Origin of the sequence: Photobacterium phosphoreum (genome assembly GCF_002954725.1) — a bacterium.
GTDB lineage: Bacteria > Pseudomonadota > Gammaproteobacteria > Enterobacterales > Vibrionaceae > Photobacterium > Photobacterium phosphoreum.
Genome location: NZ_MSCQ01000003.1, coordinates 109,859 through 126,585 on the forward strand (window position 1 = coordinate 109,859; position 16,727 = coordinate 126,585).

The window sequence follows — 16,727 nt, forward strand, 5'->3', positions numbered from 1 at the left end:
ATTTTAGTGTAAGATTCACGTATCAATTCAAAATATTTTCCGCCCTACGCGGCTAACAATCTTGCTGGACGTATAATGGATTTTAAAGCTATCCAAGCGCTCACCGCCAACGATATGGCGGAAGTCGACGCGAAGATACAGGCGCAACTAAACTCAGATGTCGCCCTTATTAATCAACTCGGATTCTACATTGTAAACAGTGGTGGAAAACGTATTCGCCCTATGCTTGCTGTGTTAACAGCACGCGCACTTGGCTATGACGGTGATAAACACACCACAGCCGCTGCTTTTGTTGAATTTATTCACACTGCAACATTGCTTCATGATGATGTGGTTGATGAATCAGATATGCGTCGAGGCAAAGAAACCGCAAACGCAGCTTTCGGAAATGCCGCAAGTGTTTTAGTGGGTGATTACATCTATACACGCTCATTTCAAATGATGACAAGCCTAAGATCGTTAAGGATCCTTGATATCATGAGTGAAGCAACTAATGTGATCGCTGAAGGTGAAGTACTGCAGTTAATGAACTGCAACGATCCTGAAACCACTGAAACTAGCTATATGCAGGTGATCTATTCGAAAACTGCACGATTATTTGAAGCATCAACGCAAATTGCGGCTATTATTGCAGATGCACCTGCTGAAATTGAAATCGCATTGCAGGAATATGGTCGCTATTTAGGTACGGCTTTCCAATTAATTGATGATGTACTTGACTATGTTGCCGATGGCAAAGAAATGGGCAAGAACGTTGGCGATGATCTTGCGGAAGGAAAACCAACATTACCGTTACTGCATGCGATGCATCATGGCGATCAAGCTCAGGCTACAATGATTCGTGATGCAATAGTACATGCTAATGGCATGGATAAGCTTGATGCTATTCTTGCGTGTATGCACCAACATGGTTCGTTAGAATACACCCAACAACGCGCAGAACAAGAAGCACAGAAAGCCATAGCCGCCCTTGCTCCTATTGCTGAATCAGACTACAAACAAGCATTGATCACGCTAGCGCATATGGCTGTACAACGTAAAAAATAATCCTCCCCTTTACTCAAAGAACCTGTCCCTGCGGCAGGTTTTTTTATACCCGCTTGACTTGCACCATAATTGCCCTGTAATGATCAGTCATGATCTATACTGTAGCTACCATATAAATATTACGCTCATTAACTAAGGCGGTGAGTATGGATATAAAGCATTTAACGAAAGGGATGTGGGTTGAATCTTATCATGGGGTAGGTAAAGTGATCGGCATTGATCATCAGCATCAGTCAGTGATCGTTGAGCACCGAGAGGATCACCAATTACAATCCATTGATATTGTCGATCTTATCGAACAGCCTCAACTCCATACTGGCTGTGATCAGTATTATTGATCATCCTAGATATTACAGTCATAAAAAAAGCGGCCGTTTCTGCCGCTTTTTTAGTTTCAAGAGTTAGGCTAAGTTACTTTGTCGCAAACTCTTCACCTAAAGTAATATCTGCACGTAATGTCTCAAGCATACTTTCTAATGCATTTTGCTCAAACGCGCTTAATTTGCCGTAATCCATTACTTCTTCAATACCTTCTTTACCCAGTAATACCGGTTGAGCGAAGAAACGAGTATGCTTACCATCACCTTCAACGTAAGCACATTCAATCACACCTTGCTCACCTTGTAGCGCACGTACCATAGCCAAACCAAAGCGACACGCCGCTTGACCCATAGATAACGTCGCAGAGCCCCCACCCGCTTTAGCTTCTACAACTTCAGTGCCTGCATTTTGAATACGAGGAGTTAATGCTTTTACTTCATCTTCAGTAAAACTCACACCTTCAACTTGCGATAATAATGGTAAAATAGTCACGCCCGAGTGACCGCCAATAACCGGTACTCGAATATCACACGGAGAAACACCTTTAAGCTCTGCAACAAATGTTTCAGATCGGATCACATCCAGGGTCGTAATACCAAATAACTTACGCTTGTCGTAAACACCGGCTTTTTTAAGTACATCAGCAGCAATTGCAACCGTGGTATTTACTGGATTAGTAATAATACCAACACATGCTGTTGGACATACAACTGCAATTTTTTCAGCTAATGATTTTACAATACCCGCATTAACATTGAATAAATCAGCACGATCCATACCTGGTTTACGAGCAACACCTGCAGAAATAAGCACAACATCAGCACCTTCTAGTGCGGGTGTTGGATCGTCTCCACAATATCCTTTAATTGCGACAGGAGTTGGGATATGACTGAGATCAGCCGCAACGCCTGGTGTCACTGGAGCAATATCATATAAAGCAAGATCTGAGCCTGCAGGTAAACGGTTTTTCAATAGCAATGCTAATGCTTGACCAATACCACCAGCGGCACCAATTACAGCAACTTTCATGTTCGTTCTCCTTTACGATAGAAGTATATTTATTAACGTGGGTACAATCTAATTCAGTTAATAATAGTAGTAACTGAATAACAATCTATGGACGTTATATTAAGCATAAAAAAAATACAATCATCTCCGACGCGCTTTGCGAAGTAACGCAGAATCCCATAAAAATGCACTCAAATGCTTTTATCCTACAAATAAAATAAAAATTTAATAAGGATGCTACTTTCCCATAATTCAGTTAATTAGTTATGGTAAAACAATGACAAGAGTCACAATAAAATTTTTTATTTGTACCAAAAATGTAGCTTCACATATTTATTTTGATTCACTTTGTTTGCCAGTGAGTCACAGGTTATGCAAAAATGGTTTACCTCGTCCCTGTAGATAATATTTACTTATGCGAAATTCAGATAAACAAGAACGTTTAGTTAAAGCGTTTAAATCAATTTTAAAAGAAGAAAAATTCAGTTCTCAAGGTGAGATTGTTGATGCGTTAAAAGCACAGGGTTTTGATAATATTAACCAATCAAAAGTCTCGCGCATGCTAACAAAATTCGGCGCAGTACGTACCCGTAATGCAAAGATGGAAATGGTCTACTGCCTACCGATTGAACTTGGCGTTCCAACAATCACTAGCCCATTAAAAGAATTAGTGATGGAAGTTGGCTTTAACAGCGCATTAGTTGTGATCCATACTGGTCCTGGTGCAGCACAAGTGATTGCCCGTTTATTAGATTCTTTAGGTAGAGCTGAAGGGATTCTTGGGGTTGTTGCGGGTGATGATACAATTTTCATTACACCGACAAATAACATCACTACCAATGACCTTTATGAGTCGGTATGTGATCTATTTGATTACAGTAACTGATCAATAATTAGGGTCTATCTTACTTTAGAGCATTAACATACATGCTCAAAAAATATAGACCCTGAGTCTTAGCGTAACTCTGACTAAATTAGAGATACTAATGTTTTTTATGACAATTTACGCTGATCATAACCCCAGCGAGGAACCAGACCTTGTTCTATCTTCAAATGGTCTAATATCCGCGCCACCATAAAATCGACCAAATCAGCAATGGTTTGTGGTTGATGATAAAACCCTGGAGCCGCAGGCATAATCGTGACCCCCAATTGCGATAACTTAAGCATATTTTCAAGGTGAATACTTGAGAATGGCGTTTCTCTGATCACCAAGAGTAATTGACCATGCTCTTTAATCACCACATCTGCTGCTCGCTCAAGCAAGTTATTTGACATACCATAAGCTACCGATGCCAACGTCGACACTGAACATGGACAAATGATCATTTGTTTTGGTGCAGCCGAACCCGATGCTACTGGTGAAAACCAATCCTCTTTACCACACACCACCAGCTTTTCTGCAGCACACTGTAAATAATCAACTAACTGTTGCTGTGCCGTTGCAGGTGCTGCCGATAATTTAAGTCCGTGTTCAGTGGCCAATACCACCCGTGCTGCTGATGAAATCAACAGATAAACCTGATAATCTGCTGCTAACAAACATTCCAGCAAACGCAAACCATAAGGTGCACCAGACGCGCCAGTCCATGCTAATGTTATCTGCTTATGCTTCATTATCTCTCTCTTTATTTTGCTGTCAATGCGGCTAATAACTTGTCATGAATACCGCTAAAACCACCATTACTCATCACTAAAATCGTATCACCCGCTTGGGCAGATTCCACAATTTCAGCCACCAACATATCAATATTATCGCTACAAAACGCAGGTTGAGGGCATTGATCGGCAATTTCTTGCACTGACCATGGAATATTATCAGGTTGAAATAAAAACACTTCATCAGCGGCATGTAATGCAGGAGCCAAATCGTGTTTATGAACCCCTAATTTCATGGTATTTGAACGTGGTTCAAGTACTGCTAAAATACGAGACTGATGTAATTTCGCTCTTAATCCACCAAGCGTCAGCTCTATTGCCGTTGGATGGTGGGCAAAATCATCATAAACAGTAATACCGTTTACTTCACCTTTATACTCTAATCGACGTTTAGTATTGATAAATTTAGCTAATGATTCACAAGCTAAATTTGCGGTTACGCCAACATGTCGAGCCGCTGCAATTGCCATTAATGCATTATTGACATTATGATCGCCAACTAATGCCCAATCGACAGTACCAACCAATTGCTCATCAAGATAAACATCAAACACACTGCCATCAGCCAGCTGTTTTTTCGCTCGCCAATGACCATCACCACCAATATATTCCAGCTCGCTCCAGCAGCCCATTGCTAGCGTTTGATCAATATTTTCAATCCCATGTGGCGCTAAAATACGTCCATTTCCCGGCACAGTTCGAACTAAATGATGAAATTGGCGCTGAATGGCTTTCAGATCATCAAAAATATCCGCATGATCAAACTCAAGGTTATTCATGATCAATGTCCGTGGATGGTAATGTACGAACTTCGAACGCTTATCAAAAAAAGCACTATCATATTCATCAGCTTCAACCACAAAGAACATGCTTTCACCAAGACAAGCAGAAACACCTAAGTTTCCAAGTACTCCCCCAACCAAAAATCCAGGTTGATAACCACAATCATCTAAGATCCACGCTAACATACTCGCGGTTGTTGTTTTGCCGTGCGTACCTGCAACAGCCATTACCCAACGATCATGCAATAAATAATCCTGTAACCATTGAGGACCAGAAGTGTAGCGTAAATTATTGTTAAGAACGTATTCGACACAGGGATTACCACGACTCATGGCATTGCCAATCACCACTAAGTCAGGTGCAGGATTTAATTGTTCAGGATCATATCCTTGAATTATTTCAATACCTTGAGACTCAAGCATGGTACTCATCGGTGGATAAACATTGGCATCAGAACCTGTAACTTTATGCCCTAGTTGAGTCGCTAATGTGGCAGCGCCTCCCATAAATGTTCCACAAATACCTAAAATATGAATATGCATAATTGCTGTTTCCATCCTTAATTTTTATTAATGTCACGCTTTGGTGTTACTTCGTTACCATAAAAAAGATCTTTATATACAATTCTTTATATAGCGAAAAATACTATGAGGTATCCGATCTCATTATGCGTTGAGATCCAACCAGTATACAACTGAATCTCTATCCCCTTATGACAACATGATGCAAGGATTGTTTATGACCGATATTAGAACGCTTGGTGAATTTATTGTCGAGAAGCAGAATGATTTTCCTCACGCCAGTGGTGAACTATCATCGTTATTGGGCTCGATCAAACTAGCGGCTAAAATCGTGAACCGCGAAATCAATAAAGCCGGACTCGCAGATATAACTGGATCAGTCGGTAAAGAAAACGTTCAGGGAGAAGAACAACAAAAACTCGACCTTTATGCTAATGATAAATTCAAAGCAGCACTAGAGGCACGCGATCAAGTGTGTGGTATTGCCAGTGAAGAAGAAGATCAGGCGGTCAGTTTTAATCGTCAAGTAAACCGTGATGCAAAATATGTGGTGTTAATGGATCCACTTGATGGTTCATCTAATATTGATGTGAATGTCTCCGTCGGTACCATTTTCTCAATCTATCGTCGAATATCCCCCGTTGGCTCACCAGCGACAGATGCTGATTTCCTTCAGCCCGGCCACCTTCAGGTTGCTGCTGGCTATGTAATTTATGGTTCATCAACTATGCTGGTTTATACTACCGGTAACGGTGTCCATGGCTTCACTTACGACCCCTCACTCGGTGTATTCTGTCTCTCGCATGAAAACATGCAAATTCCAGAAGATGGGCATATTTACTCAATTAACGAAGGCAATTATATTCGCTTTCCATTAGGTATCAAAAAATACCTCAAGTATTGCCAAGAATGTGTACCGCAAGATAACCGACCTTATACCTCACGCTACATTGGATCGTTAGTCGCTGACTTTCATCGGAATTTATTAAAGGGAGGCATTTATCTTTACCCGAGTACAGCCACTTATCCAAATGGAAAATTACGACTGCTTTATGAATGTAATCCAATGGCATTATTAATAGAACAAGCAGGCGGGCGAGCAACCGATGGTCAACAGCGGATTTTGGATCTTATCCCGACAGAATTACATCAACGGGTGCCTTTTTTTGTGGGCTCAACCAATATGGTTAACAAAGTAGAAGCTTTTCTCCACGAAAGCGATGAGTAATAATCACTAATATTTAAGGTGGAATTGACCACCTTAAATATTCATCGATCACACAGACTGTCACCGAAACACCTCAAACAACCGTGCTATGACTGCGGTTGTTTTTAATAACAATCATGATAACCTCAATATTGATAACATTTCATTAACAATAAAGAGACCGATCATGAGCTTAAATAAAGTAACAGCTGGTCAGAATATTCCTCACGATATAAACGTTATTATTGAAATTCCAGCCAATGCAGATCCAATTAAGTACGAAGTAGACAAAGCCAGTGGCGCGATTTTTGTTGACCGTTTTACCTCAACCCCAATGTTCTATCCGTGTAATTATGGTTATATCAACCACACTCTTTCTCTTGATGGTGATCCGGTTGATGTCTTAGTACCAACCCCTTATCCATTACTGGCAGGATCCGTGATTCGTTGTCGCCCAATCGGGGTATTAAAAATGACAGATGAATCTGGTGAAGATGCCAAAATTGTCGCAGTACCTCATAGTAAACTCAGTTCAGAATATGATCACATTCAAGACATTGATGATCTTCCTCGCTTATTGAAAGCACAAATCGTACACTTTTTTGAGCACTATAAAGAATTAGAAGCCAACAAATGGGTCAAAATTGATGGCTGGGAAAATGTAACCGCGGCAAAAGAAGAAATCATCACTTCATTTGAACGTGCAAAAAAATAGCGAGGTCTCGCAATGAAACAAGCACTTAAACATGGGCTACTCATTACAACATTAAGCCTTACCGTTATCGCGCCAACAAGCTTTGCTAAAAATGTATCAATACAACAATTTTGGCAGTTACAACAGCAACAGCCTAATATCATTATTGATGTTAGAACAGCCTCTGAATTTGCTGAAGGTCATTTAGCATCGGCCATCAATGTACCTTATCAAGATATTGCAACGATCACTGCTCGCTATAAAGATAAAGCTCACCCCATTTTACTTTATTGGAAATCAGGCCGACGGGCAGAAATAGCAGCAACGACACTCAAAAAACTAGGTTACACTGCGATATACAATGGGCGTAATTATCAGCAACTAAAAACAGCTCAGCCGATGATCTCCCCATAAAATGATAAGACAAAAAAAGCCCGATTATCTCTAATCGGGCTTATTTATTATTAACACTCAAAAAACAGAGTATTAATGTTGTGGTTAATTAAATTCAAATTGGTAAAGTAAATCCACGGCCTGATCAAGACCAGAAACAGCTTCAACATACAAATTCCGCATTAATCGATAACGCAAAGTGAATTCATCAACTTGGTTGAAAATTCCGACACCATATTTAACCTGTAAACCAGGCGCAATATAACCACTGATTGTTACTTGCGAATCATCACCAGCACCAGACGTTGATAAGCTGAGATCTTTAACACCAACCGCCTCACCAACATCACCGACGAGTTGACCACTTTGTGCTAAGCCCATACCAATCAATGCGGTTGTCATTGCACTATTACTGTCACCTGAGCTTTCAGAATCAAGATTCTTACCAGTTAGGATATATGACAATGCATTTTGTTGTGGCATTGCTGGATCAGAGAAGATATTAACTTCTGGCTTATCAGCAGGGCCCGTCACTCGCACTCCGGCAATAACATCATCCTCAACATTATCTGGATCTCGAATCGCTTCAATCGAAAGATAAGGCTGCTCTGCTGGACCGTTAAATAAAATCTGTCCTTTACGGATCAATAACTCTTGTCCTAGTGCGCGGTAGTATGATCCTTTAGCAATATTAACTTCGCCATAAATCATCGGTCCTTTACCTGCTTGGCGAATATTTAAATCACCCAACAAGCCCGCTTTTAAGCCAAATGCAGACAATTTAACATCATCACCAATATGAACAAAAATATTGGTTTTAATATCAAATGGTACTTCTGATTTTGCTTTTAATGGTTGCAGATCATCTTTTAAGATCACTTGATCTTTCGAGACTTTTACTGCCGATTTAGGCAATTGATTAACCGTGATGCGTCCCCACGGAATACCAATTTTACCGGTGATCTCTGCTGCTGTTGGTGATGCTTCAATGGTTAAATCAGGAGATACCTTTAATGCGACCATCGGTGGCACACTAACCTTCAACTCTTTACCATTAATATTTAACTTGGTTTTCCAAGCTGCCATATCCTGCCAATTACCGGTACCACGTAATAACAACTGGCCATCTGGCGTATAAATATTACCGATTAAGCTGGCGTTATAACCACTAAATGCCAATTTAATATCTGCATTTTTAATATCTAACGGTACTTTACGCCCAGTAGCTTCAAGCTTAGTCACTTTCAATAAACCATTAACTGCAGGGTGTAAAATAGGTCCAGTTACGGTCAGGTTAGTATCAACTTGACCATCAAACTTATGATAATCTTTGATCATCGGCTCAAGGAACCCTAATGTGAAACGATCCAGCTTCACATTAGCATTAATCTGCTTATCCCCCTGCAAATTAGAGATCGTTGCACGACCACTTAGATCACCATTATCTTTAATCGCAACTAACCAATTTGCGTTTAAAGTATTATCTTGCATATCTGCATTAAGAGTAACTTTATCCCAACCTAGCTTCAGAGGCTGCTCATCACTACTTACTTGCTGGCTTATACCACCGGCAGGCATCATGATATTGGCTTTTACATAAGGTGCCGTTTTAGGGGCCCATTTCGCATCAACATTCGCACCTAACTCACCATTAACTTTTAACTCTGGTGGCAAGAATGGCTTTAACAAATTAAAGTTAAAATGACGAACAGCTAGTTGCGCTTGACCCGAGGCTCCAGCAGTAAGATCTTGTGTTAAACAAATCCCCGCTTTTCCTTGTTGCCAACAATGTGCGCCAACAGTTGCCATTGCTGTTTTCAAGTCATAACGAATCGACGTTGGGTGGTTAAGTACCCAATCACCAACAGGAGTCGTGATATCACCTTTTGCTAATGTACCCTGCCAACCAGTTTGCTTATTAAAAGCACCATCAATCAATAAATTTGCACCAACAGGATCACCTTTAGCATTCACACTTAGACTATGCTGCTGTTCAGTACCTTTAAATAGGATTTTAAGATCATCTAATGTTGTTGTGCCATATTTACCTTTAGCAGCCGTTAAACTGATATCTGCCTTCATCGCAGGTAAAGGCGTCACATTACCTTTAAGATCAAACGATGCTAGGCTAGCTAACTGTTGCCACCCTAAATCATCACCTTGTAAATCAAGCTTAATATCAGGTGTTGCCATGCTACCAGAGAGCTTAACATCACCTTTAACAGCACCATGCAAACCTGCTAATGATTTTGATAAATCAGGGGCATCAATATTAGCAATCATATTCCAGGTTTTATCCAGCTGACCTTTCACCATCATGCCATTAGGGCCATGTTTTAACGTCAGCCCTGGTGTATTGACCTGAAGTGAATCTCCTTTGCCGTTAATATCCGACGCATCTAACTGACCAACAAGCGTTAATGCTTGTTTCATGATAGTGCCATCAACGGCTAGCTGTGGCAGTTTGACAAACCAACCACCTTGCTTAGTTAATCCACCAGAAGTGACCAATTTACCGCTAACATTACCTTTAGCCGCTGGCCACTGTAATCCAGGCTGAATATCAGCAAAGGCTAATTGTCCATTCCAACTCACTAATTTTTTCCAATTAGCTTGTGCATTACCCGTTACTACACCACCTAATGTATTAATCTTTAAAGAAGAAAGATCAACTTGATTTAAATCTCCTTTACCATTAAGCGCTAATTTTACCGCCGGCATTGGCGTACCATCAATGCTACTATTCGCCTTAAAAGTGAAACCTTTCAAGCTACCTTTAGCATCAATTACTGTGTTATCAACGGTAAATTCAGCTGGTTTATCAATCGGCCACTGTAGATGTTTGCTGGAAACTGCAACATCAAACGGAAAATCTGCCTTAAGTGGCGATAACTGTCCTTTAATTACAGCATCCAATTTACCTTTCAGTTGCGCGTCAACAAGTAATTTTTGTAATGAACCATGAGCCTTTAAAGTCAATCGATGACCATTAATGGGCTTCATTGCGATTTTAGCATCAGCATCTAATGTTAATGGATAATCACCCGCCAACGTCACTTGTGCCTTCGCATTTAAATTAGCTTGTGGTGCATGAATCTGCAGTTTTTCTACATTAACTTCGCTACCTTTACCTGATGCAATCAACTCAAGTAACGATACTTTTTGTGGCGTTTTTCCTACCAACTCAAAGTTTTTAACGGTAAACCGTTCAATATTAAATGACATTGGCAATACAACGTCAGGTAATGTGATGACGGTAGCATCAGATTTAGCCTTAACATTAACTTTTGACCTTGATTTCAATTTTACAGGCTTTTCAGCAGGAGCAAGTGCTAACTTAATATTCTCCCAATCCGTTGGCTTTAATGTTACATGACTGCCAACAACCGTCGCCGCGGTAGAAAAATGTTGCCAACTCACTTTATTAGCCAAGATATCAAGATCAATATGATCTAAGGTAACTTTATCAACCTTAATCGGTATCGGTAGACTAATTTCCGTTACTGGTTTTGAAGGCTGTTCAGGCTCAGTTACTGGCGGTAATTTCGGCATCGAAAACGTAACACCATTAATACCTAAATCTGAAATACAAATCTCAGGCGTCAATAAGCAACGATCATCCAAGGTTAAATTCAATTGCTTAACCGCTAAATCCATACTGCTATCTTGATAGCGCACGTTATCAATTTGAAAACCGCTTAACAGTGATCCAGTGGTATCACCAATTGATAATGCCGGTAACGCTTTTTGCGCCCCCCAACTAGCCACTTTTAGCCCAGCAGGGGTATATAAAATCACCGCAACAGCAATCACTAATAACAATAACAGCGCTAAAATAGCGAGAGCAATACGCTTCACCCAGATCATAATTCAGGCCCTAGAGTAAAGTGAAGTTCAAACTTATTCTTGGCTGGCTTATCAAGCCCCCAAGCAAAGTCGATACGAACAGGACCGACAGGTGATGCCCAGCGTACGCCAAAGCCCGTGCCTCGCATCCAATCAGGTTTATTATCATTCCATGTAGAACCATAATCATAAAATAGAGCACCCCACCAATTACCGTATAGGCGATATTGATACTCAATACTGGACGTTGCCATATATTGACCGCCGACCATACGTCCTAAATCATTACGTGGTGAAATAGACTCATAGCCATAGCCTCTAATGCTATTATCACCGCCAATAAAGTAACGTAACGATGGTGGAATATCTCGAATACTATCAGCTAAAACAGCGCCGCCAGCTACGCGGAAAATACCACGTTGATTTTCGCTTAGCGTACGAATCCAAGCTGATTTTGCCTGTAACCGAACAAAGTTTGTATTTGAACCTAATGCTTTATTAGCAAATTCAACTGAGAAATTATATTTACTACCAGATCGAGGAAAGACTCCACCAGTGAACTCACTCTTGCTATAAGAAAGTCCCGGTAGGAATACATTAAAAGTACCCTCTTCATCACCGCCTTGCTTGTATTTTTCATTAAGCCAATGTAATGAAACGGTACGATCCCAACCTGAACTCAACTTCCAGTGACGTTCAACACCTAAGCCCAATTGAGTACTAATGGTATCGTGATTATCAACATAACGAATGCCGCCAACAATTTGATAATAATTATTTAAAACGTCATCTAAAGGAATTTTATAGGCCGCCTCAAGCTTTGGCTGTTCTTTGGATATCTCAGATTTAAGATAAAAACTATGGCCATTGCTGGTGATCCATGGCTTTTTCCAATTAAATTTCAAACGCGGGCCAGTATCCGTTGAAAAACCAATACCCGTTTCAATTTGATTCTTAACTTGAGGAGTTAAAGCAACTTCAATCGGAATTTTATCATCTTTACGTTTAGTAACATCGCCACCAACATAAATGGATGAGAACCAACCAACATTAGATAAACGTTCATTATATAAACCTAATTTAGAGGCTAAATAAGGTTCATTTTCAGTATAAGGGATCATCGAACGAAGACGGTCATCCTCGATTTGACTGCCTGTAAAATGAGTATCGCCAAAAGTATAACGACGTCCAGAATCAAAATCGAGAGTGATTATTGCTTCATTACGTGTAGGTATAACACCTAATTCACTATTCTTTAGCTCAGCATCAAAATAACCACGACGGACAGCTAAACTTTGTAATGCTGATTTCAAAGCTTCATATTTGCCTTGGTTAAGCGGCATTCCTATTCCTAAGCCACTATTTTTTAATAACGAAATAAAAGCAGGATCATCTTTCGCAGCTCCCGTAATAATAATATTACTTTGGCTAATGTGAGTACGAGGACCAGCATCAACTGTCACTGTAATTGCCGTCTTTTTACCACTGCCTTTAACATGATAATCATACGTTGGCTGATAATAACCTAACGCTTGTAAGGCTTGATCAATTTCAGATTTAACTTGCTCTTGAAAACGTAACGTATTGCTATAATCATCTTTAGATATAGCCGATAAATACGCATCAACATTATCTTCAAGACTACTGTTTAATCCCTTAACTTTAAGAGATGCCGCCATTGCCGGACTTGATAACACTAAGGCAAAAGATGCGACACCCAGCCACTGATAAACTTTATTCATTCGGATTATACTTCTTGGATAAAATTAAATTCATTCACACGGTCTATTCTGGAAGATGATGTATCTCTATACCAACAATAGCTATAAATATTATTAATACTAAACCACTCAATTCAAATATCTATCACTAACAACATATTCTATTCGTTGGATCGTATATTTAGAGTTAAACCACTTTAGAGTAATAACTAGAGGGTGCATAGTAGCCCAAAAATGTCTGAAAAATTATTAATACTTTTTAGATAGCTTAATAAAATAACTACCTACTAAATATTATCAACAAGCGTTGCAAAATGAAAATAACAATCTCATTCTCACCCTAGTATTTATTCATCAAAATTAATCTTTATCGTTAAAATCCCCCCTAGTAACAGTCTTTAGCAACCCCTACTATTTCAACTAATAAACCCTTATGCTGCATGCTGATTTAAGCACTTGTAGTTGACAGTATTTGAATTTCTTTATTCACTTCTGATAATACATTCAATGAGTTAAGATCGGCGGACTTAGGTGGAAGTAAACGACCATATTCAAATTCAAAGCCACCAATACCTATAATAAAAAGTCGTCCTTTAAAGAAATTTTTAACATGCTTCGCTACTTGAATTGGACGATAGACTTGAAAAATTCTCAACATATATCCTCACATAATAATTAATAAAACGCAGTTGTTTTTATTAACAACAAAAACATGCAAACAATTTGCCACATAAATTCAACAAGTCTCATCACAACAATTAGCTAAGCTCATCATCAAATAGAATCACATTCACTACACTAATAAAATCATTAATAAACAAGGACAATTATGTATAAGACACTATTAGCGATAATTTTTAGTGCTATCGCTCCCACTTTAGCTCAAGCCAATAACATTAAAATAGACACAACATTACCGACAGTCACCGTAGCGAATAAAGGTGAACTCGTACTGAACAATAATACTATTGGCTATCAATCTTGGCGTAGTACCAACCTCGAAGGAAAAACACATATCATAATAGCAATAGCAGGAAGAAGTTCTGCAAAAGAAATCAATGCCGAATTAGTTAGTGCGATCAGTGCTGCAAACTTTCCACAAGCAAAATATCAAACAATAACCATCATCAATCAAGATGATGCTATTTGGGGAACTGCAAGCTTTGTACAAAGCGCTACTGAAAAGAGTAAAAAGAAATATCCGTGGTCATCTATGGTGCTAGATAGTGACGGCGTAGTACAAAAAACATGGGACTTAAAAAAAGAGGACTCTGCGATAATTGTAATCAATAAAAACGCACAGGTCGTATTTATTCATGAAGGTAAGCTTAATCAGCATCAAATAAAACAAGTCATCACATTGGTAAAGAAAAACATATAAACTTTATTTACTACTTAAGAAATATTAACTCTGGCCGTTATTAATAGCGGCCAGATAGTAAGTAGATATTTTATAATGACATCAATACAGCAACCAATAAAAGCAACACCAGTAAAACGATCATTAACGAAGAGTAAGAATCGCACTCAGTCTCTAGCACAGCATTTTGGTTATGATAGCTTAATTAACCCCAATAATGACTTATCATTAGCAAAAAGACTCTTCAACAGCCAGCAGTTACAATACCAACGTGAACAGCACAATATCGAAAAAATATTCAAACTAACTTATGATGAATGCAAAAATGAAACAACCACAGAACCAGACCCTGATTGGTTAGTACGTTTTATTGAAATGGCAAAACAAGTCCATAGTCCATCGATGCAAAAATTATGGGCTAGAACTCTCAAAAAAGAGCTTACACGTCCAGGAACAACATCATTAAAAACCCTTACGATCTTAATAACAATGACTCAAAGAGAAACCCTGTTATTTCAACGAATCATAAGTGTATGCTGCCAAATTGGTAAAAATAACGATAAAAAAATAATTACGAGCATCAAAGCACCAGCAAAATTTATTCATTTTGGAGCAAAAATCAGACATTACCCTATCGAATACAATCTACCTTATTCCAGTATCATTATTTTAATGGATCTAGGGTTAATACTAAAAACAGAATTTGAATCAAGTGCGATGAATCATACCGCGAGTCTGCAACTCTATTTACAAGATATTCGCTACAACTTAAGTTGCTACAATAAAAACACATCTTTTACTTATTATCGCATATCACCGATAGGGCAAGAACTTGCATCACTAATAGAATATAAACAAAATCCTAAATACCAAACTTATCTACTAGAAGTACTTGCTCAACTATTTAGTATCACAACAGAATAATTTTCTTAATACTTAAATGTGAAATTTAAACTGATTTAAAAAGTCCAAATTGAAACGATTCTTAAAATCTCTGGTTATATAAAGCTTAATAAGATCGATGTTTGGTTTCAGGATTAAGCAATATTTAGACACCACAACTCGCCTTTACGCTAAACGAGAAACTCAACCAAGAGCGATAAAACGACAGCAGTTTGAATATGCTTTGCGTATCACAAGAATGTATTCAAGAGATTGGATTAACCTGACCAGATTATACCAATCTAACTAAAATTATGACCTAATTGAAACCATCATTTTGGATGAGACTTACTATGGATAGCCTAGATAATACCGACTTTAAAAAGCTTGCTCGCCAACAAACAACGATTCAAATGAAAATAAGATTACTTGCCTAAAGCACTTCAAAGAAGGTAAATCTCGTACTCAAATTGCTAAATACCTCAAAGTTAGCCGAACAAGTGTTAATAAATGGGTTAGTGTTTTTCTTGAAGAAGGCTTAGAAAAACTTCGTAGTGGTCGTCCTGCATTTCTCACACCTAAACAACGTGGGCGATTAATAGGCGCGGATATTCATGCTTATATTCTCAAAGAATTTGATAAAAACGACCATCCAGATTCTATCTATTATCTACTTAAGCACATGGAATTTTCGTGGATAACGTCACGGTCAAAACATCCAAAAAAATCACAGTAAGCTCAGGATAATTTTAAAAATTTAAAATTGAAACGATCATTAAGATCCCTGGACATATAAGGCTCGATAAGGTCGACGTATGCTTTCAAGATGAAGCAAGGTTTGGACAACAAAATACCACTACCCGTATTTGGACTGAGCGAGAAACTCGACCAAGAGCGATAAAACAACAACAGTTTGAATATGTTTATCTATTTGGTTCGATATACCCAGTAAGAGGAATTGGAGAGGAGTTAGTGGTACCTTCGGTAAATTGAAAAATAATAGCTGAGCACCTTGCTCACAAATCACCGAAAAAGGTCGTCACACTATTGTCATTATGGATGGTGCAGGCTGGCACACTGACGATATTGCCAATCTCAGTATCATCAAACTTCCACCCTACTCCCCTGAACTTAACCCAATTGAACAAGTTTGGAGTTGATTACGACAACACTATCTCGCTAATCAAAGTTTTACTGATGATAACAACATTGTAGATAAAGTCTATGTTGCATGGAATCGCTTTAATGAATCGGCTTTACGTATCACTAAAATGTGTTCAAGAGA

General features: G+C 38.8%; 14 protein-coding genes and 1 pseudogene. 9 read left to right on the forward strand and 6 right to left on the reverse strand.

Translation table 11 applies throughout. The annotated features are described in order from the left end of the window. The first annotated feature begins 75 nt into the window (after window positions 1–75). The gene (gene ispB, locus BTO21_RS18365; protein WP_045028004.1) at window positions 76–1,047 is read left to right on the forward strand and encodes an octaprenyl diphosphate synthase; all 972 of its coding nucleotides are present in this window, start codon (window positions 76–78) and stop codon (window positions 1,045–1,047) included. A 146-nt stretch (window positions 1,048–1,193) separates the two neighbouring features. After that, entirely contained in the window at window positions 1,194–1,385 is a 192-nt protein-coding gene (locus BTO21_RS18370; RefSeq protein ID WP_045028006.1) for a hypothetical protein, read from the forward strand. Between the two features lie 73 nt (window positions 1,386–1,458). Here BTO21_RS18370 and mdh read toward each other — a convergent pair whose 3' ends face one another. Further along, window positions 1,459–2,397 (reverse strand): malate dehydrogenase, encoded by a 939-nt coding sequence (gene mdh / locus BTO21_RS18375; protein WP_045028008.1) that lies wholly within the window; start codon window positions 2,395–2,397, stop codon window positions 1,459–1,461. Window positions 2,398–2,791: 394 nt separating this feature from the next. Here mdh and argR point away from each other — a divergent pair, with 394 nt between their 5' ends. Continuing rightward, entirely contained in the window at window positions 2,792–3,262 is a 471-nt protein-coding gene (gene argR / locus BTO21_RS18380) for a transcriptional regulator ArgR (RefSeq protein ID WP_045028009.1), read from the forward strand. 107 nt (window positions 3,263–3,369) lie between these two features. On the opposite strand, the gene BTO21_RS18385 is transcribed toward argR, so the two are convergent. Together BTO21_RS18385 and mpl are read right to left on the reverse strand one after the other, a co-directional pair. Then, window positions 3,370–3,993, reverse strand: coding sequence for a flavin prenyltransferase UbiX (locus tag BTO21_RS18385; protein ID WP_045028011.1), 624 nt, complete (start codon window positions 3,991–3,993; stop codon window positions 3,370–3,372). An 11-nt stretch (window positions 3,994–4,004) separates the two neighbouring features. Next, window positions 4,005–5,360, reverse strand: a complete 1,356-nt coding sequence (gene mpl, locus BTO21_RS18390; protein WP_105026967.1) for a UDP-N-acetylmuramate:L-alanyl-gamma-D-glutamyl-meso-diaminopimelate ligase — start codon at window positions 5,358–5,360, stop codon at window positions 4,005–4,007. A 196-nt stretch (window positions 5,361–5,556) separates the two neighbouring features. Here mpl and fbp point away from each other — a divergent pair, with 196 nt between their 5' ends. From fbp to BTO21_RS18405, 3 genes are all read left to right on the forward strand, one after another. After that, window positions 5,557–6,567: a class 1 fructose-bisphosphatase gene (fbp, locus tag BTO21_RS18395; protein WP_045028013.1), complete on the forward strand. Its 1,011-nt coding sequence runs from the start codon at window positions 5,557–5,559 to the stop codon at window positions 6,565–6,567. Window positions 6,568–6,733: 166 nt separating this feature from the next. Further along, window positions 6,734–7,261, forward strand: a complete 528-nt coding sequence (gene ppa, locus BTO21_RS18400) for an inorganic diphosphatase (RefSeq protein WP_045028014.1) — start codon at window positions 6,734–6,736, stop codon at window positions 7,259–7,261. A 12-nt stretch (window positions 7,262–7,273) separates the two neighbouring features. Then, a complete protein-coding gene (locus BTO21_RS18405) occupies window positions 7,274–7,654 on the forward strand; it encodes a rhodanese-like domain-containing protein (RefSeq protein ID WP_045028016.1) in 381 nt (126 codons plus the stop codon). Window positions 7,655–7,738: 84 nt separating this feature from the next. Here BTO21_RS18405 and tamB read toward each other — a convergent pair whose 3' ends face one another. The 3 genes from tamB to BTO21_RS18420 form a co-directional block, all read right to left on the reverse strand. After that, window positions 7,739–11,500 carry an autotransporter assembly complex protein TamB gene (gene tamB, locus BTO21_RS18410; RefSeq protein ID WP_045028018.1) on the reverse strand — a complete coding sequence of 1,254 codons (3,762 nt, stop codon included), beginning with the start codon at window positions 11,498–11,500 and terminating at the stop codon, window positions 7,739–7,741. Continuing rightward, window positions 11,497–13,221, reverse strand: a complete 1,725-nt coding sequence (gene tamA / locus BTO21_RS18415; RefSeq protein WP_045028019.1) for an autotransporter assembly complex protein TamA — start codon at window positions 13,219–13,221, stop codon at window positions 11,497–11,499. Before tamA ends, tamB begins: the two co-directional genes overlap by 4 nt. Before the next feature lie 427 nt (window positions 13,222–13,648). Further along, complete coding sequence (locus tag BTO21_RS18420) at window positions 13,649–13,858, reverse strand: DUF1107 domain-containing protein (RefSeq protein WP_045028020.1); 210 nt, start codon at window positions 13,856–13,858, stop codon at window positions 13,649–13,651. A 168-nt stretch (window positions 13,859–14,026) separates the two neighbouring features. Between BTO21_RS18420 and BTO21_RS18425 the strand changes: the two genes are divergently transcribed. The 3 genes and pseudogenes from BTO21_RS18425 to BTO21_RS20305 all read left to right on the forward strand — a co-directional run. Next, window positions 14,027–14,581, forward strand: coding sequence for a YtfJ family protein (locus tag BTO21_RS18425; protein ID WP_105026968.1), 555 nt, complete (start codon window positions 14,027–14,029; stop codon window positions 14,579–14,581). A 75-nt stretch (window positions 14,582–14,656) separates the two neighbouring features. After that, a complete protein-coding gene (locus BTO21_RS18430; RefSeq protein WP_045028023.1) occupies window positions 14,657–15,484 on the forward strand; it encodes a TIGR03899 family protein in 828 nt (275 codons plus the stop codon). Window positions 15,485–15,795: 311 nt separating this feature from the next. Continuing rightward, window positions 15,796–16,727: pseudogene (locus tag BTO21_RS20305) on the forward strand (IS630 family transposase); the annotation flags it as partial.